General features: G+C 68.9%; 23 protein-coding genes. 12 read left to right on the top strand and 11 right to left on the bottom strand.

The features are described 5' to 3' along the window. Positions 1–10 precede the first annotated feature (10 nt). Positions 11–373 carry an ArsR/SmtB family transcription factor gene (locus QRN16_RS09215; RefSeq protein WP_027505578.1) on the top strand — a complete coding sequence of 121 codons (363 nt, stop codon included), beginning with the start codon at positions 11–13 and terminating at the stop codon, positions 371–373. Between the two features lie 6 nt (positions 374–379). Here QRN16_RS09215 and QRN16_RS09210 read toward each other — a convergent pair whose 3' ends face one another. Genes QRN16_RS09210 through QRN16_RS09190 form a run of 5 tightly spaced genes read right to left on the bottom strand, consistent with a single transcriptional unit; the run spans position 380 to position 4,088 of the window. Further along, positions 380–985 carry a response regulator transcription factor gene (locus QRN16_RS09210; protein ID WP_027505579.1) on the bottom strand — a complete coding sequence of 202 codons (606 nt, stop codon included), beginning with the start codon at positions 983–985 and terminating at the stop codon, positions 380–382. After that, positions 982–2,121 (bottom strand): sensor histidine kinase, encoded by a 1,140-nt coding sequence (locus tag QRN16_RS09205; RefSeq protein WP_285185782.1) that lies wholly within the window; start codon positions 2,119–2,121, stop codon positions 982–984. The genes QRN16_RS09210 and QRN16_RS09205 overlap by 4 nt, the downstream gene beginning before the upstream one ends. 40 nt (positions 2,122–2,161) lie before the next feature. Further along, positions 2,162–2,947 carry an ABC transporter permease gene (locus QRN16_RS09200; protein WP_285185780.1) on the bottom strand — a complete coding sequence of 262 codons (786 nt, stop codon included), beginning with the start codon at positions 2,945–2,947 and terminating at the stop codon, positions 2,162–2,164. Beyond that, positions 2,944–3,864, bottom strand: a complete 921-nt coding sequence (locus tag QRN16_RS09195) for an ABC transporter ATP-binding protein (RefSeq protein WP_056448663.1) — start codon at positions 3,862–3,864, stop codon at positions 2,944–2,946. The genes QRN16_RS09200 and QRN16_RS09195 overlap by 4 nt, the downstream gene beginning before the upstream one ends. Beyond that, a complete protein-coding gene (locus QRN16_RS09190) occupies positions 3,861–4,088 on the bottom strand; it encodes a hypothetical protein (protein ID WP_056448660.1) in 228 nt (75 codons plus the stop codon). The genes QRN16_RS09195 and QRN16_RS09190 overlap by 4 nt, the downstream gene beginning before the upstream one ends. A gap of 123 nt (positions 4,089–4,211) precedes the next feature. On the opposite strand from QRN16_RS09190, the gene QRN16_RS09185 reads away from it, so the two are divergent. From QRN16_RS09185 to QRN16_RS09165, 5 genes are all read left to right on the top strand, one after another. Beyond that, positions 4,212–4,367 carry a hypothetical protein gene (locus QRN16_RS09185; protein WP_197027779.1) on the top strand — a complete coding sequence of 52 codons (156 nt, stop codon included), beginning with the start codon at positions 4,212–4,214 and terminating at the stop codon, positions 4,365–4,367. A gap of 106 nt (positions 4,368–4,473) precedes the next feature. Beyond that, entirely contained in the window at positions 4,474–5,145 is a 672-nt protein-coding gene (locus tag QRN16_RS09180) for a TetR/AcrR family transcriptional regulator (RefSeq protein ID WP_222629975.1), read from the top strand. Further along, on the top strand, positions 5,142–6,074 hold the full coding sequence (locus QRN16_RS09175; RefSeq protein ID WP_222638495.1) for a TIGR01777 family oxidoreductase: 933 nt from the start codon (positions 5,142–5,144) through the stop codon (positions 6,072–6,074). The genes QRN16_RS09180 and QRN16_RS09175 overlap by 4 nt, the downstream gene beginning before the upstream one ends. Before the next feature lie 80 nt (positions 6,075–6,154). Next, the gene (locus QRN16_RS09170) at positions 6,155–6,559 is read left to right on the top strand and encodes a four-helix bundle copper-binding protein (RefSeq protein WP_027505583.1); all 405 of its coding nucleotides are present in this window, start codon (positions 6,155–6,157) and stop codon (positions 6,557–6,559) included. 207 nt (positions 6,560–6,766) lie between these two features. Further along, a complete protein-coding gene (locus tag QRN16_RS09165; protein WP_285185772.1) occupies positions 6,767–7,624 on the top strand; it encodes a cyclopropane mycolic acid synthase family methyltransferase in 858 nt (285 codons plus the stop codon). On the opposite strand, the gene QRN16_RS09160 is transcribed toward QRN16_RS09165, so the two are convergent. Both QRN16_RS09160 and QRN16_RS09155 read right to left on the bottom strand, forming a co-directional pair. Then, a complete protein-coding gene (locus tag QRN16_RS09160) occupies positions 7,608–8,129 on the bottom strand; it encodes a hypothetical protein (protein WP_285185770.1) in 522 nt (173 codons plus the stop codon). The genes QRN16_RS09165 and QRN16_RS09160 overlap by 17 nt on opposite strands. Next, on the bottom strand, positions 8,120–8,794 hold the full coding sequence (locus tag QRN16_RS09155; RefSeq protein WP_231476307.1) for an RNA polymerase sigma factor: 675 nt from the start codon (positions 8,792–8,794) through the stop codon (positions 8,120–8,122). The genes QRN16_RS09160 and QRN16_RS09155 overlap by 10 nt, the downstream gene beginning before the upstream one ends. A gap of 233 nt (positions 8,795–9,027) precedes the next feature. On the opposite strand from QRN16_RS09155, the gene QRN16_RS09150 reads away from it, so the two are divergent. From QRN16_RS09150 to QRN16_RS09135, 4 genes are all read left to right on the top strand, one after another. Further along, on the top strand, positions 9,028–9,447 hold the full coding sequence (locus QRN16_RS09150) for an Asp23/Gls24 family envelope stress response protein (protein WP_285185767.1): 420 nt from the start codon (positions 9,028–9,030) through the stop codon (positions 9,445–9,447). A 217-nt stretch (positions 9,448–9,664) separates the two neighbouring features. Then, positions 9,665–10,363 carry an aquaporin gene (locus QRN16_RS09145; RefSeq protein ID WP_285185764.1) on the top strand — a complete coding sequence of 233 codons (699 nt, stop codon included), beginning with the start codon at positions 9,665–9,667 and terminating at the stop codon, positions 10,361–10,363. 92 nt (positions 10,364–10,455) lie between these two features. Then, the gene (locus tag QRN16_RS09140) at positions 10,456–11,091 is read left to right on the top strand and encodes a luciferase domain-containing protein (protein WP_285185762.1); all 636 of its coding nucleotides are present in this window, start codon (positions 10,456–10,458) and stop codon (positions 11,089–11,091) included. Between the two features lie 87 nt (positions 11,092–11,178). Then, positions 11,179–12,678, top strand: coding sequence for an amidase (locus tag QRN16_RS09135; protein ID WP_285185760.1), 1,500 nt, complete (start codon positions 11,179–11,181; stop codon positions 12,676–12,678). Here the strand turns inward: QRN16_RS09135 and QRN16_RS09130 are convergent. Genes QRN16_RS09130 through QRN16_RS09120 form a run of 3 tightly spaced genes read right to left on the bottom strand, consistent with a single transcriptional unit; the run spans position 12,659 to position 14,371 of the window. Further along, positions 12,659–13,102 carry a Rieske (2Fe-2S) protein gene (locus QRN16_RS09130; RefSeq protein ID WP_285185757.1) on the bottom strand — a complete coding sequence of 148 codons (444 nt, stop codon included), beginning with the start codon at positions 13,100–13,102 and terminating at the stop codon, positions 12,659–12,661. The two genes, QRN16_RS09135 and QRN16_RS09130, sit on opposite strands and share 20 nt — an antisense overlap. 28 nt (positions 13,103–13,130) lie before the next feature. Further along, on the bottom strand, positions 13,131–13,427 hold the full coding sequence (locus QRN16_RS09125; protein WP_027505588.1) for a hypothetical protein: 297 nt from the start codon (positions 13,425–13,427) through the stop codon (positions 13,131–13,133). Continuing rightward, positions 13,424–14,371: a DMT family transporter gene (locus QRN16_RS09120; RefSeq protein ID WP_285185755.1), complete on the bottom strand. Its 948-nt coding sequence runs from the start codon at positions 14,369–14,371 to the stop codon at positions 13,424–13,426. Before QRN16_RS09120 ends, QRN16_RS09125 begins: the two co-directional genes overlap by 4 nt. Before the next feature lie 35 nt (positions 14,372–14,406). On the opposite strand from QRN16_RS09120, the gene QRN16_RS09115 reads away from it, so the two are divergent. Then, a complete protein-coding gene (locus tag QRN16_RS09115; RefSeq protein ID WP_056448620.1) occupies positions 14,407–14,988 on the top strand; it encodes a TetR/AcrR family transcriptional regulator in 582 nt (193 codons plus the stop codon). Here the strand turns inward: QRN16_RS09115 and QRN16_RS09110 are convergent. After that, entirely contained in the window at positions 14,962–15,987 is a 1,026-nt protein-coding gene (locus QRN16_RS09110) for an LLM class flavin-dependent oxidoreductase (RefSeq protein WP_285185751.1), read from the bottom strand. The genes QRN16_RS09115 and QRN16_RS09110 overlap by 27 nt on opposite strands. A gap of 82 nt (positions 15,988–16,069) precedes the next feature. Here QRN16_RS09110 and QRN16_RS09105 point away from each other — a divergent pair, with 82 nt between their 5' ends. Continuing rightward, positions 16,070–16,732 (top strand): GNAT family N-acetyltransferase, encoded by a 663-nt coding sequence (locus tag QRN16_RS09105; RefSeq protein WP_027505591.1) that lies wholly within the window; start codon positions 16,070–16,072, stop codon positions 16,730–16,732. Positions 16,733–16,750 lie beyond the last annotated feature (18 nt).

Genomic DNA, 16,750 nt, shown 5'->3' with positions numbered 1-16,750 from the left:
AAGCGGCGATATGACGGCATCGGACGAGAAGCGGGCTCACGCGAGTCTCGACCACGCCGACCGCCCGGACCGCGCGCGTCTCGAGGCCGCCGGCGACACGTTCCGCATGCTGTCCGATCCCACTCGGCTGCACCTGCTCTGGACGCTGAGCCACGGCCCAGCCGACGTCACGGCACTCACGGAGGAGACCGGCGCGTCCCGCACCGCGGTGAGTCAGCATCTGGCGAAGCTGCGCTTCGTCGGCATGGTCGAGACCGAACGCAGCGGCCGCAACGTCATCTACCGACTCGCCGACGGCCACCTGGCCCGGCTGGTGCGAGAGGGTCTCAACTTCGCCGATCACACCGTGACCGGCGAGCCTCCGCATCACTGATCGGGTCTAGATCCACCCGTGGCGCCGGGCGATCGCGCATGCCTCGTGGCGATTGGCGGCGCCGAGTTTGGCCGCGGCGGCCGAGAGATAGTTGCGTGCCGTTCCCGGTGAGAGATGTGCGCGCTGGGCGATCTCGGCGATCGTGGCTCCGTCCGCGGCGAATTCGAGCACGTCCGACTCGCGCGGTGTCAGCGGCGAATCGCCCGCGCCGATGGCCTCGGCCGCCAGACTCGGATCGACGTAGCGTCCGCCGCTCACCACCGTTCGCACCACCTCGGCGAGGGTCGCCGCGGACGTGGTCTTCGGGAGGAATCCGCCGACGCCGGCAGAGAGCGCCTTCTTGAGGTATCCGGGCCGACCGTGGCTGGTGACGATGATCGACCGGCAGTCGGGAAGCAGCGCGGCGATGCGTTGGGCCGTCTCGATACCGTCGATCCCGCCGAGCTGCAGGTCGAGCACCGCGACGTCGGGGGTGGTCCGCGCGGCCTCGGTCACCGCCGCCTCGCCCGAGTCCGCATGTCCCACGACCTCGATGTCGTCCTCCAGATCGAGCATCGTGCCCAGGGCCACCCGGATGAGGTTCTCGTCGTCTGCCAGCAGTACCCGGATCATGATGTGCCCTTCGTGGGGGATGTCGTCGTCGGTGCGAATTCGACAGCGAGGGTGAAGGTGTCGGCTCCGGCCTCGACGGTGAGGGAACCTCCGACCGCAGCCAGACGCTCACGGAGACCGGCGAGACCGGTGCCGTCGCCCGCACGTTCCGGCGACGTCGGCCGGTCGTTGACGATGCGGAGCCGGTCGTCACCGAACTCGATACGGCAGTAGGTGGCACGCGAGTGGCGCAGGATGTTCGTGACGCCTTCCCGCACCACCCACGCAGCCTGTTCGGCTACTGCGCCGGGGATGTCGGCGACCGTCCCCGTCAGCTCGGTCCGGATGCCGGCGGCGGACAACAGGGACTGGGCGCCGCGGAGTTCCGCCGCGACGTCGACGGAACGGTAGCCGCGCACCAGCTCCCGAGCGTCGGTCATCGACTCCCGGGCGAGCACACGTACCTCGTCCATCTGCGCGGCAGCTCGGTCGTCTCCTCGCCGAGCCAGCGCGGCGGCGAGCTCGCTCTTGACCGCGATGGCGGACAGCGCTCGACCGACGACGTCGTGCAGGTCCCGGGAGAAGCGCAGTCGTTCCTCGGCGACCGACAGGGCGGCGGCGGCGTCGCGGGTGGTGGCCAGCTCGGTGACGATGCGCAGCAACCACATCGACAGGCGCACCGTGGTGGCCATGGCGACGATGCAGAAGGCCAGGAGTGTGATCTCGAGTGCGGTCGAGCCCGATGCGGCGGCGACCACCGGGGCGACCACCGCGGCGCCGAGAGACCAGCGCAGGTCCACCAGTGCCGCGATCGGTGTCGTCACCAGGATGGCCACCCACAGGAGGTTCGGTGCGGCGCCCACCACGACGAGCACGGCGGCCGCTGCGATCTGTACGCACAACGGTGCCCGGACGTCCGCACTCGAAGCGCCACCGAGTGCGGGAATACGGTGCAGGACAACGAGTGCAGACACCACGCACACCAGCGCGGCGGCGGTGGAGATCGCGTCACCCGCCTGCGCCGAGGCCGCCATCGAGGCCACCGCGACCGCGACGACGATGAACTGGAAGGACTGCCGGGTGTAGGTGCGGACCTTCTCGACGTCGCTGCTGCCCCGCCATCCGAGTGTCGGGTCGAGATGATCGCGCAGTCTCATGGTCTCCAGCCTTGCAGATCGGACGGTCGGTGGCGGGACGTCAGGAGCGCGGTTCCCAGCGGAAGTGGGTCCGGGCGATCAGGACGCTGCCCGCGATCCAGGCGAGCATGACGAGAGCCGGCTGACCAGCCTCCGCGAACGTCGACGCGAAGCCCACCGAGTCGGCGCCAACGGCGGCATCACCCACCGAGGTGGTGCCGAACCACCCGAGGTTCAGGAGATCGCTGACCGCGGCCATCGGTGTCAGAGCCACCACGTCGGCGAGGGACTCGGGTACCACGTCGCGCAGGAGTGACGATCCGAGCATCGCCAGCAGGATGACGGGCAGGCTGGTGATCTGTGCTGCTTCCGCGTTGCGGGTGAAGGCGGACGTGATGAGGGCCAGTGCGGCGAAGAGCGCCGCACCACCGACCAGTGCCGCCGCGATGAGCAGGACGTTGACGGGAGTGCCGCCGCCGAGGACCACCACGACCACGGCGACGATCACTCCGAGGAGGAGGGTCAGGAGGAACGACGGTACCGCGGGTCCGAGAAGGATCTGTGCGTCCGTGCTCTCCCCGGTGCGGAGACGTTTGAGCACCAACTCGTCTCGACGCGTCGCGTAGACCGACAGGAGGTTGTAGTAGACCAGGAACACCAGCAGGAACAGGGCGAAGATCTCCAGCGCGGCCGACACGCCGGCGTCGGTGAGCCCACCGTCTCGACCCGCGACGACCAGAAGGACGATCGGCAGGACGAGGGGCATGACCAGAGCGTTGAAGAGAAGGACGCGGTTGCGTCCGAGGAGCGTGAATTCCGCTCGGGACAGTGCGGTCATCGTACTCATGCCGTGATCACCTCGGGGTCGTCGAATGTGTCTGCGATGGAGAGGAACACGGTCTCGAGGGACGCGGCTCGCGCGTCGAGACCGTGCAGGGTGACGCCGCTGTCGCGGGCCCACACGAGCAGCTCGGTCAGCGTCTCCTGTACCGAGTTCGTCGTGATCGACACCGTGTCGCCCTTCCGGTCGACGTCGGCTCCCGGGAGTTGCGGCAGTGCGGTCCGCGGGTCCTTCAGCTCGATGCGCGCCGGGTGACCGGCGACCACGTCGTCGACCGTTCCGCTGCGAACGACGCTGCCGCGGTGCATGATCGCCAACCGATCGCACAGCGATTCCGCCTCGTCGAGATAGTGCGTGGTGAGCATGATGGTCACCCCGGAGTTCTTGAGCTCCTGAATGAGCTGCCACGTGTTGCGCCGACTCTCGGGATCGAGTCCGGTGGTCGGTTCGTCCAGGAACAGGACTCGCGGTCGGCTGATGATCGCGCAGGCGAGATCGAGACGACGCTGCTCGCCGCCCGACAGAAACTTCACTCGGGTGTCCGCACGGGCTTCGAGATCGACGCGCGCCAGGACGTCGTCGACAGGCAGTGGATCGCTGCACGTGCCGGCCCACATCCGCAGGCTCTCGGCCGCGGTCAGGTCCTGCGGTAGTCCACCCTTCTGCAGCATGATGCCCAGGGCGGGCCGGACCTTTCTCCGATCCGCGACGGGGTCGAGTCCCAGGATGCGGACCGTGCCCTCGCTGGGACGCGACAGACCCTGGATGACTTCCAGAGTCGACGTCTTGCCGGCGCCGTTGGTGCCGAGCAGTCCGAACAGTTCGCCCTCCGCGATGTCGAGGTCGAGGTTGCGGACCGCGTCGTACGCTGTCTTGCCGGAGCCGTAGCGGCGGGTCATTCCCGACACCTCGATGACGGTCATGACGCTCGCCCCCAGTGCCGACGCCCGACGGCGACGCGGACGGCGAGGAACGCGGCGACGACGGCAGCCGCTGCCACGGTCGGCACCGAGACTCCGACGATCGCGATCAGCACCGCGATGAGGGCCACCGAAATGACGGCCACCACCAGTTCGCGGGCTGGGGTCGGCGCGGGTCCGATCTCCATGAGGTCGGTGAAGAGGTTTCCTTCGTCTGGTTGCTTCATGAGAACAATTCTTCGGATCATGCGGCAGGACCGGCAGTGCCAGGATGCATCGGTCGAGGTGACACCGTCACGGTCGAGCGATGACAAACGTCATGAACCGGACGGCCGAGTAGCGTGTCGACCATGAACGGATGGTTCGTCGTCGCGCTGCTCGGGGTGCTCGGTCTGGCGGCGATCGTTCTCGGCGGCGCCGACGATTCACCGGGACTCCAGTTTCTCGGGCTGATCCTCGTCGTCAGCGCGGTCGTGACGGCGGTTCGCCGTCGCCGTATCTCCTGATCGCACCCTCCCCTCGATTCTCGTCGCGAGTTCATGGTGGCACTTGTTGAACGTGTTCAACTTCGCTACGGTCGTTGTTGAACACGTTCAAGACGGGAGTCCGACAATGGTGCGAGACACGGCGACGCGGGAGCGGTTGGTGGAGGTGGCGCTTCGACTCTTCCGAGAGGACGGGTTCCAGGCGACCACGATGCGGCGCATCGCGACCGAGGCGGGCGTCTCGCTGGGCAATGCCTACTACTACTTCGCCGGCAAGGACGAGTTGGTCCACGAGCTGTATCTCGTCGTCCAACGCGAGCATCGGACCCGCGCGATACCCCTGCTCCGTGACGGCGCCTCGCTGGCGGACAACCTCTCGGCGGTGCTGCACGCCGGTCTCGACGTGATGCACCCTTACCGAAGCTTCGGCGGCTCGTTCCTCCAGTCGGCGCTTCCCCTGCAGTCGACCTCCAGTCCCTTCTCGCCCGAATCGTCCGCCGCGCGAGACATGGCCGTGGACCTCATGCGACTGACACTGCAGAAGTCCAAGCAGCGCGGACCGGCATCGCTGGAGAGTCGTCTCCCCACGTTGCTGTGGGTCGCGTACCTGGGTGTGACCCTGCACTGGGTCACGGACGGATCCGACGACCAACGCCGCACCCGCGCGCTCGTCGACGGTCTCGTTCCCGTCGTCACGAAGACGATCAGCCTGTCCCGACTGCCGGTCGCGCGAGGACTGCTCGGCGACATCGTCGGGCTGGTGGACACCATGACATCCGAGAAGGGAAGCGGGCGATGACGAGAGACGTACGGACCGTCGTGATCTGTGGAGCGACGGGATACATCGGGCAGTACCTCGCGAGGGCGTATCGGGACCGGGGAATCGACGTGAGATCCGTGGGCCGCGGCGCCGTCAACGACGCGTCGTGGTCGGACCGTGACCGGTTGACCCGTGTCCTCGACGGAGCCGACATGGTGATCAATCTGGCGGGCCGTTCGGTGAGCTGCCGCTACACCAAGAGTACCGCCGACGTCATCTTCTCCTCGCGGGTGGAGACGACGGCCGCACTGGGCCAGGCCCTCTCGCGCGTGGACCGCGCTCCGGACGTGTGGTTCAACGCCAGCACCGGAACCATCTACCGCGATGCTCGTGACCGGCCGATGACGGAGCGGGACGGGGACGTGGGGACGGGTTTCTCCGTCGAGGTGGCCCGCGCGTGGGAGCGCGAACTGTTCGACGCGCCCACCGGCGTCCGCAAGATCGCTCTGCGCATGGCGATCGTCCTGGGTGCCGGTGGCGGCGCCGTCAACCCCCTCATCGATCTGGCGCGGCTCGGACTCGGCGGCCGGATGGGTGACGGCACACAGATGTTCAGCTGGATCCACGTCGCGGACGTGCTCCGGTCCATCGACCATCTGTACGCGCGCGAGGACATCGCGGGACCGGTGAACCTCGCGACACCGTTCGCCGTGGACAACGCCACCATGATGCGCGAGGTCCGACGTCACCTGGGACGGTCACGAGGTGTCGCGACCCCCGCATGGTTGCTGCACGCCGGCGCCGCTGTCATCCGCACCGAACCGGAACTGGTCCTGAAGAGTCGGTGGGTGGATCCCGAGGTGTTGCGGCGCAGTGATTTCGAGTTCGAGTATCCGCGCCTCGGTCCGGCGTTGGAGCAGATCGCTCGCCACACGTCCCGCGGTCTGCTGCCGGTCACCCTGGGCTGACGCGACGTCATACGCGCCGTTTCCGCCGACGGTCCGCGGGTAGCCGACACCGACGCGATCCGTGCGACGAAGGAGCAGCGATGACGACCGTGACGGACCTACTGGCCACCCATCCCCTCGATGGTGATCGTGCACTGGTGGCGGCCTGTGTGGAGGCGTGTCTCGACTGTTCGACGGCGTGCACCGTCTGTGCCGACGCCTGCCTCGCCGAGGATTCCGTCGCGCGACTCAGGTCGTGCATTCGACTCGATCAGGACTGCGCCGACCTGTGTGCCGCGACCGCCCGGATCATCACGCGGAGCGGTGCCCGGTCCGAGACGGCACGCGCCGCGCTGATCGCCTGTGCGTCCGCGTGCGACGACTGTGCCGACGAGTGCGCCCGGCATGCGGGGATGCACGAGCACTGCGCCGCGTGTGCGGACGCATGTCGGCGATGCGCGCGGGCGTGCCGCGACCTGCTGGCCGCGCCGGGCACACCGATGTGAGGAGCCGGCGAGGAACAAGCACATCGGGTTTCCGTCACCTCCGGTATTCGGTGACGCGGTCGGGCACGGGTACCGCGGTCGGACCGACCGAAACTCCCTGATCGAGGATCTGACGGCGTGTTTCGACGCGACGATCGCGGGAACACGTGCGCCGCAGCACCACCGTCGGGTGGGGCTCGGTTGTCCGGTGACCCGTGGAGGAATTCAGTGTCCGATCTTCAGCCGTTCTACGACGACGTCCAAGCTCACTACGACCTCTCGGACGAGTTCTTCAGGCTCTTCCTCGATCCGACGCAGACCTACAGCTGTGCGTACTTCGAGCGCGAGGACATGACACTCGAGGAAGCGCAGCTCGCGAAGATCGACCTGTCGCTGTCCAAGTGCGACCTCCGTCCGGGCATGCGTCTGCTCGACGTCGGCTGCGGGTGGGGCGCGACGCTTCGGCGAGCGGTGGAGAAGTACGACGTGAACGTCGTAGGTCTGACCCTGAGCAGGAACCAGTACGAGCACGTGTCGGCGATGCTGAACGGGCTCGACACGGGACGCACCACCGAGGTGCGGCTGCAGGGGTGGGAGGAGTTCGACGAGCCGGTCGATCGCATCGTCAGCATCGGCGCCTTCGAGCACTTCACCTCCCCCCGCTACGACGACTTCTTCGCCCGCGCTTACTCGATCCTGCCCGGGGACGGCCGGATGATGCTGCACACCATCGTGCAACTCGGCCGCGACATGTTCCGGCAGAAGTCGCGCGTGACGCGGGCGGACATGGACTTCGCCGACTTCATCGGCCGCGAGATCTTTCCCGGCGGCGAGCTCCCGATCCCGCAGGTGGTGATCGAGAAGGGCGAGCGAGCCGGCTTCCGCGTGGAGAAGGTCCAGTCGCTGCAACAGCACTACGCTCGAACGCTCGATCTGTGGTCGGCCGCGCTGGAGGCGAGGAAGGACGAAGCCGTCGCCATCGCCGGCGAGGCGATGTACCAGACCTACATGCGGTACCTGCCCGGCTTCGCCGACTTCTTCCGGCGTGAACTGATCGACGTCCGCCAGTTCACGATGGTGAAGTAAACGCCGTCGCCTGGTCGGGGGCGTCGATCTCCGCGATCACGACGCCGATGTCGTCGGCGCTGTAGGGAAGTCCGAGGACATCCGTCAGAGCGGCAGCTGCCCGGCTCGCGACGAGATCGCCGGCCTCCTGGAGATCCGTGCCGTAGGCGGCGATCACCGTCACCAGACCGCCCGTGCACCGGTGACCCTCGGTGTAGAGCGAGATGTCGGCGGGCTCCGTGCCCGCCACCTCGGCGACGGCGCTGCGGACGGCGATGCGGACGACGACGTCACTGACCCGAAGGGTGTCGGCGTCGACGTCCACTCCCTCGACGACGCCCTCGTCGGGGTAGCGGGCGTCGAGGGGCCACGTCCGGACCCCGACGGCTCGCACTCGTGAGAGGGCGGCGGCGCTGATGTCCACCCACCCGTGCACAGGCGCGTCGCGCAGCACGCTCGCGGCTCGACGGAGCGTCGAATCCGTCTGCGGCGGTGTCGAATCAGGCTGACCCGACGTCATCTCCACGTCTCCAATCGTGTCTCGAGTGTGGCGCGTGCACGCGTGAGGTGGCCGCGGACGGCACCGGGGGAGAGGGCCATGACCGTGCCGATCTCGGTGTGCTTCATGCCCTCGACCTCACGGAGCAACCAGCAGGCCCGCTGGCGATACGGTAGCTCAGCGAGGGCATCGTCCAACGCGGACAGGAAGTCGGCGTCGGACACGGTGCGCGACGGGTCGTCCCTCGGGTCCTGGCTCGGCCTCTCGAACACCCAGTCCTCGACGGGCGCGATGCTGCGGCGCCGCCGATGATCCGTCACCTTGTGGGAGACGACGCTGAACAACCAGGTGCGCAGCGACGAGTCGGAACGGAAGTGGCGCAGTCCGCGCCAGGCGTCGACCAACGCGTCCTGGACGATGTCCTCGGCAGCGCCTCGGTCGGACAGGAGGTGCGTCGCGTAGCGCAACATGTCCGGTCCGAGTCGGCGCACGATCTCCTCGAACGCGCGTCGGTCGCCCATGCCCGCGGCGGCGGCGAGGGCGCGATCGCCGAGCTCGCGGTGGTCGGCGGCGAACGTCGGACGAGTGGACGTGTCGCGGTCCGCCGACGGTGCTGCGATGGACGGGAGGCTGACATCACCGGCCACGTCGGGACTGCCGGGATCGGGCGCGATCGACGGACGACTGAGCACTGTTCCCCCCGAACCGCCGTCGGAGTGACCCACCCCGAAGATTGATGAAGCAACTACTTTCCCCGACGCGACTGTTCCCGCGCAGGATCACGCGCAAACCGATGTGATGCGCATCACTTGATTTCCGACGTGCGTTTTCGTGGTGAGGACCCGACTCAATGACTGTGACGAGCCGTCACAGTCCAGAGAGAGGACCTGAAGTGAACGCCCCGCAGACTGCGACAGGAAACGCCGTGAGGACGTCCGTCGCATCGACCGTCGACCACAGTGACGACCGAACCGACCGCAGAAATCGCGGCCGCACAGTCGTCGCGGACGCCGTGGTCGCCACCGTCGCCGGCATCGCCGCACGAGAGGTACCGGGCCTCCACGCCCTGGAACCGGCCGGTTCTCGTGCGCTCGACGTACTCCGGTCCGCAGTGGGCGTCGACGGGGCGAGGCACACACAGGGGGTGTCGGTCGAGGTGGACGACCGCACCGCAGTCGTCTCGCTCGATCTGGTGGCGGACTACGGAATATCCATCGCCGACGTCGCAGCGGACGTCCGCCGCAACGTCTCCAGTGCGGTGACGGCACTGACCGGACTCACCTGCAGCCGCGTCGACGTCGTCGTGCACGACGTGCAGGTCGGTGGCCACCGCACGGCCGCCTGACCACAGTCTCGTCCGACCACACACACCGACTCGCACTCCGCGGGCCGGTCGAAGAGAGGAACCATGATGACCACGATCGAGAAACGCACCGACGAGGTGCGCGCATGAGCGCCCGTCGGAGCCTGTCCAGCCGACTCTTCGAGGGCCTGGGCCGCGTGACGTGGGGCTACGCCAAGCGCAAGATCGACGAGCGCCGCACCCGACGAGGAGGACGACGATGACCAAGTTCACCGTCTACATCGCCGAGGCCATCGGCACCGCCGTTCTCGTGATCGGAGGTGTGGGCACCGCCGTCCTGGCGGGCGACGACGTCGGCACCACCGGAATCGCGCTCGCCTTCGGCCTGACACTGCTCGCGATGGTGTTCGTGCTCGGACCCGTGTCAGGTTGCCACATCAACCCGGCGGTCACGCTCGCGTTCCTCGTCACGGGCCGCATGACGGCCGCCCGCGCCGCCGGATACGCCGCCGCACAGGTGATCGGCGGACTCGTCGGCGCCCTGGTGGTCTACGCCATGGCGACGGGTCGACCCGGATACGACCGGACGGTCGACGGTCTCGGCGCCAACGGATACGGCGACGCCTCGGCAGGAAACTACTCGCTTCTCGCCGTCGCGATCGTGGAGATCGTGGCAACGGCAGTTCTCGTGCTGGTCGTACTCGGCGTGACAGGGCCGCATTCCGTTGCGGCAGCCGGGGTTCCGATCGGACTGACGCTCGCGTTCGTGCATCTGCTCGCCATCGGGGTCGACTCGACGTCGGTCAACCCGGCGCGCTCCATCGGGCCTGCGCTGATCGCCGGCGGAAGCGCACTCTCGCAACTGTGGGTGTTCCTGGTCTTCCCGTTGATCGGTGGTCTGGTCGGTGCACTCGCCTACAAGGCGGTGCGGCCCGCCGAGGCGGTCGCCGCGCACTGACTCTCGTGTGCGACGAGCCCGTTGCTCGCCGGGTGCACCCGGGGCATGATGCGACGGTCGGTCGTGGGGGCCGTCGCACATGGGGGTGGGTCATGAACACGGTACGTCGTACGCCAGGTCTGCGCGCGATCCTGGACGACTATCGACGCTGGCGCGCGATCGGGCCGGGCGGGCTCCCCGACAATCCGGTCGGCTGGGTGGTCATGACCGCTCTACGCCCCCTCTGTCGAGAGACCATTCGACTGCGCGACAACGATATCCGGGCCGCCGTCGGTGCGCTCGAGTTGCCGGACCGCGGCAGTCGACCCGTCATGGCACCGTTCCCGATCCCGCACCGGCAGGTGGTGTCCGACGGCGATCCCGTCAGTGTCCGGTCGTTGCAGGATCACCTGACGATCCTGAGCTCCACCGACGGATGGCACAGCGCGCGTAGCCATCTGGAACGTCGAGGCGACGCGCTCCACGTCGATCACCCGCGCAGCGCCGCCGCTCGGCGTGCTCGCGGAGAGATCGCCCACGTGCACGACGCGCAGGGGTCGATGCACGTGGTCGCCGATCCGCGGGACGTCGCCGAGATCGTCTCGCGTGGCTGGGGAGAGCGGCATCCGCTGGCCGGGCGTTCCCTCGTGGGACTGCCGGACAGCTATCTCTACCTCTACGCACCTCGGAACGAGGCAGAGCAGCAGCAGCGCATCGTGGACCGAGCGATCGTCTCTGCTGGAACGTGATCGGTTCCCGGGGTCACGGGCCGTGCGGTGTCCAGACTTCGACGACACCGGCGCTCGCGGGCGGCACTCGCACCTAGTCTGAGCGCCATGAGATTCGACGAGTATCGGGCCCACGACGCGACCGGGCTCGCCCAGCTGGTCGCGTCCGGCGACGTGACGGCCGCGGAGTTGGTCGAGGTCGCGATCATGCGAGCGCGCGAGGTGGATCCCACCCTGAACGCCCTCGTGCAGTGGCAGGAGGATGCCGCGCGAGTGCGGGCCGCGGGCGCCTTGTCCGGTCCGATGGCGGGAGTGCCGTTCCTGCTCAAGGATCTCTTCCAGGCTCAGGCCGGGATCGTCGAGACGTCGGGGTCACGCTCGGGGGCGTCGTCCAGGCCCCGGGTCACGGACACCGTGGTGCAACGGTGGCTCGACGCCGGGGTCGTCGTCCTGGGCCGCACGGCCGTACCCGAATTCGGCGCCAAGGGAGTCACCGAGCCGCAGGCGCACGGTGCGACCCGCAACCCGTGGGATCCCGCCCGCACACCCGGTGGCTCCTCCGGTGGTTCGGCCGCCGCGGTGGCGTCGGGCATCGTGCCCGTCGCCGGCGCCAGTGACGGCGGCGGCTCCATCCGCATCCCCGCGGCGTACTGCGGCCTGTTCGGACTCAAGCCTGGCCGGGCAGTCGTCCCTGCCGGGCCCCGCGCCGGGGAGATGCTCTTCGGGAGCGCCGTCACCGGTGTGCTCACCCGCTCCGTGCGCGACTCGGCCGCGTTCCTCGACATCGTGCGCGGCTCGGACGACGACGCGCCCTTCGAGTTCGCGGCCCCGTCGACGTCCCATGTGGAGGCACTCGGCCGGCCGGGTCCTCGGCTCCGGATCGGGGTCGCGGCGCAATCGGCGCTGAACGACGCACCGCACCCGGACGTCCTCGCCGCGCTCGACCGCGCCCGCGACCTGCTCGTCGAACTGGGCCACACCGTCGAGGAGGTCGCCTCGCCGTTCGACGAGGAGCAGCTGGCCCGAGACTTCCTCGTGCCGTGGTTCGTCCACCTCGCCGCCGAGGTGTCGTCCGCGCCGGCCACGGCGCGGCCCACCACGACGGAGTTCGAACTCGACACGCTGGTCCTCGCCGAGATCGGGCGCGCCACGAGAGCGGTGGATCACGATGCGGCACTGGCACGCTGGCAGGACCACGTCCGCGCCATCGCTGCATTCCACCGCCGCTTCGATCTGCTCATGACACCCACGACGGCGGGTCCCGCGCCGCTGATCGGCGCCTTCGACACCCCGTTCGTCGAGAGGGTGGGCGCCCGGCTCGCGCTCGCGCTGCGACTCGGACCGATTCTCGGACGGCTCGGCGCGGTGCAGGACGCGGTGATGCGCAGCCTGTCCGCTGTCCCGTACACGCAATCGGCCAATCTGACCGGGCGGCCGGCGATGAGTGTTCCGCTCTCGGCGACAGTCGACGGTCTGCCCGTCGGCGTGCACTTCCTGGCGCCACCGGGTGGGGAGACTCGGCTGCTGGTGCTCGCCGCGGAGCTCGAGGTGGCGCGGCCGTGGTTCGACAGGATCCCCGCGGACGTGGTCAGTGAGCGAGTCGGATGACGCCGTCGACGATCTCCACCTGCGCGGTGGTGAGCGGTACGGCGCGTCCGACGGCGGCCACCACTGCGGAGTAGGGCGGGAAACCGAAGATCACTCCCTTGGGACCGGACACCATGGACCCGTCGGTCACGTCGAATTCCGCCCTGTGCCAGGGGCACTGGAGGCAGCCGTTCTCGGTCACCCGCTCGCGCCCGAGCTTGGCGAGTTGGTGTCGGCACGTGTTCCCGACGGCGAACGGTGTCCCGTCGGGCCGGATACCGACCGCGAGCACCCCGTGGTCGTCGGTGCGCACCTCGGCCACGCCCCTCTCGTCCAGATCGGCGACACGCACGAGGTCGCGCCCGCGTGCCCGGATCGGCTGATCGTGGAGCACGGGTGGGAGCACGCTGCGCGGTCGCGGGGAGGGGGCGTGGTCGTCGGCCATGGGCGAGGGTTACCCGGACGGCGGCCGACTACGCGTCGTCGGTACCGGGCCTCGGGACGTCGGTCTCCCAACGCGCGCGGCGTTCGTCGTCGGACTGTTCCCACCACGGCGTGCCGCGTTCGCCGAGAGCGACCTTGGCGGCCTGTACACCGGCGCGGGACTCCGCGGCGCCGCCGGTCCGGCGGACGTCGCGTCGCCACGCCATGAGGATCGACCGCAGTTCGGCGCCGCGCTCCTCGGGAATGTCGGGATCGGTGGCGCGCCACTTCCGCCCGTCGATCACGATGTGGTGGCCGTCCTCGGTGTACTCCCGGCCGTCCGTCATGACACCGATGCTAGCGACGACTTCGGGATGTCCCGTCGGGTTCCGGCCCGAAGACGCATCGTGACGGCAGTGATGGCCACGAAGGTCAGCGCCAGACCGATCGCGGTGAGGGCGGTGAACGGCTCGCCGAAGAGCAGGGCGCCCCACACGGTGGTGACGGGCGGTACGAGGAACATCAGAGCGTTCACCCTCGTCACCCCCACCCGGTCGAGCAGATACCAGTACAGCCCGTACCCGCCGAACGTCGCGAACACCACCAGTCCCGCCGTCGCCGCCCAGAAGTCGAGTGTCGTCGGCGGTACCGCGGTGCCCGTCGCGACCGCGCCGGCGGTGAAGACGACGGCCGATGTGGCGCAGTGGATTCCGAGAGCGCTGACGGGTGCCGGTCGCTGGGCGCGACGGTCGACGAAGGTCGCGGCGACCAGAGACATCATGCCCACCAGCGGAACGAGGTAGGCCCACGCCGGGGTGGTCGCGGTGGTCGCCGTGGCGTCCGCAACGGTGGCGAGCGCGACGCCGAGAGCACCGATCAGGAGCCCGATCCATTGTCGGCCCGAGGCCGCCGCGCCCAGCAGGGGGCCCGCCAGCGCTGCCGCGACGAGTGGCTGCACTCCGTCGACGAGGGCCGTGGTGCCGGTGGAGACCCCGAGGCCGATGGCCCAGTACACGGTGAGGAGGTAGCCGGACTGCGACAGAAAGCCCACGATCACCTGCCGCCGCAGGTCCGGGCCTCGAACTCGGCGAGACCCGAGGAGCCACGTCGGTGCGAGCAGCAGGGCGAGTGGGAGGAACCGCCACATCAGGACGGTGGTGACGGCAGCGTCCTCACCGCTGATCTTCGCGCCGATGAAACCGGACGACCAGCAGAGTACGAACGCCGCGCCCGCCAGTACCGACCCGACGGCAGTGCGTCGATCCACAGGTATACCGATCTGTCTACTCATGACAGCAGACTACACAGATCGGTATAGTTCGAAACATGACATCCGAGGTCGCCTGGACGCCGAAGGCGCGTGCCGTGCTGGCCGCGGCCGACGAGCTGTTCTACGAGCAGGGCATTCACGCGGTCGGCGTCGACACGATCGCGGCGCGAGCCGGCGTCACGAAGAAGACGTTGTACGACCGCTTCGAGTCCAAGGAACGGCTCGTCGTGGAGTACCTGCGGGAACGTGACCGTCAGTGGCGCGAGTTCCTCGCCGTCCGGCTGGGTGCCGTCTCCGCAGACGCGGCCGGCGATCGGATCGATGCGGTGCTCGTCGCCTCGGCCGAGTGGACGGCGCAGCGAAGTGGTAAGGGATGCAGCATGGTCAACGCGCACGCGGAGATCAGCGACCCCGCCCACCCGGCCTATCCGGTGATCATCGGGCAGAAGCGCTGGATGGCCGATCTGTTCGTCGACATCCTCACGGCCGCAGGCGTGCCTGACCCGGTGGGCACGGCCGACCTGCTGATGCTCGTGCACGAGGGCGCGCTGGTGTGCGCGGGAATGGGAGTGGTCGAGCGGCCCTTCGACCGTGCGCGTGCTGCCGCGCGTCTACTCCTCGAGCCCACCGGCCGGTGACCACCCGAGCGCCGGCCCGAGCGTCGTCGCCATGTCGGTGAGAATCTGCACGTAGTCGTCGTGGTCGAAGCTGAAAGGTAGAGCGAACGCCACCTCGTCGATCTCCCGGAAGGCTGCGCGCGCCTGCAACTGCTCCACGAGCTGCTCGGTGGTGCCCACCAGATCGGGAGCGAACAGCAGGCGGGCCGGGCCGACCGGTGACCGGGTGCGGCCCAGACGGGCATCGGCGTACTCCTGGTAGCGGGCACGCTGGCTCGGTGTGGCCGAGTCGGTCGGAATCACCACCAAGCCCTGCGAGACCCGACCACCGTTCCCCGCCGAGTGTGCCGAGCGGAAAGCCTCGATGTGGGAGAGCTGGATGCGGTCGAAGTCGTCGTCCTCCTCGGCCTTCACGACGCTGCTCGTCAGGAAGTTCATACCGTTCGCGCCGGCCCAGCGAGCCGACCCGAGCGACGCGCCGCCGTACCACATCCGGGACGCGAGACCGGGCGAATGAGGCTGTGCGCGTGAGGAATGCACCTCGATGCCGTCCATCCCCTCGAAGTCCGTCAGACGATCGCCTCGGATCGCGGCGAGGAGCCGCTCGACCCGGGCGTAGCTGAAGTCCTCCCGATCGGCGGTGTCGGGGTACAGCGCATCCCTGAGCCGGTCGAAGTTCATCGGCGGGCCCACGCTGACCCCGGGATTCAGGCGCCCGCCGGACAGGATGTCGACGGTGGCGAGGTCCTCGGCCAGCCGCACCGGGTTCTCCCACCCCAGCGGAGTCACGGCGGTGCCGAACTCGATCCGCGAGGTCCGCTGCGATGCGGCGGCCAGCACGGCGACGGGGGAGGAGATGCCGTACTGCAGGTGGCGATGCCGCAACCAGGCGCTGTCGAAGCCGAGACGTTCGCCCAGCTCGATGATCGCGAGCGTCGACTCGTGCCCGGCCGCGGGGTCGTCCCCGTCGAACAGTCCGATCGTGAGAAAACCCATCCTGCGCAGCGGTCTCGGGTGCATGGGTCCATGATCCCCCCGTGAGCCTTTCGCGCATCCCCGAGTACGCAAACCGCGCACGGGGGCGAAGCCCTATGATCACGCGATGACCGATCACGATCATGTTGCCGCTCGCCGAGAGATCACGTCCGCCCTACTGGCGGCCTTCGAACGTCGTCACGAGGTGCTCGACGTCATCGTCGAGGCCGAGACCCGGCCCGACGCCGTGGAGGCGATCGCCACCCTGCTCGGCACGTCACGGTTGGGCGGCGAGGCCGTCATGGGCATGTCGTTCGCCAGCCTCACCAAAGACGCCCGCCGGAGCAACGCCGCCGAGCTCGAGGACCTGGACAGTCGCCTGAACTTCACGTTGGCCGAGCGTCCCGCCAGCGCGGGAGAGACCCTGGTGCTGGAAGCGTTCTCGGACGACGACCGCGACCTGTTCGCCGCCCGCCTCGCGGACGTCGGTTCCGCGGGTGACGGATCCGGCGGAGCAGCCGGTGATCTGGACACCGAGCTGGCGGCGGCACGGGACCGCCTCGACTCCGAGCAGGCCGCGTGGTTCGTCGCACGCGAGGGCGCGGAGAAGGTGGGCATCGTCTTCGGCGAGCTCGCCGGTGGCGACATCGATCTCCGGGTGTGGATCCACCCCGGACACCGGAAGAAGGGCTACGGCACTGCGGCGCTGCGGAAGTCGCGCGCCGAGATGGCGGCGGTGTTCCCGGGGGTGCCCATGATCGTGCGCACCCCCGGGGTCCAGCCGTCCTGACACTTCTCGTGAGAGGCG

It is taken from the genome of Rhodococcus sp. MEB041, from assembly GCF_030208955.1.
Classification (GTDB): Bacteria; Actinomycetota; Actinomycetes; order Mycobacteriales; family Mycobacteriaceae; genus Rhodococcoides.
The sequence above is the reverse complement of the archived record's forward strand: the minus strand, read 5'-3'. Positions and strand labels throughout refer to the sequence as shown.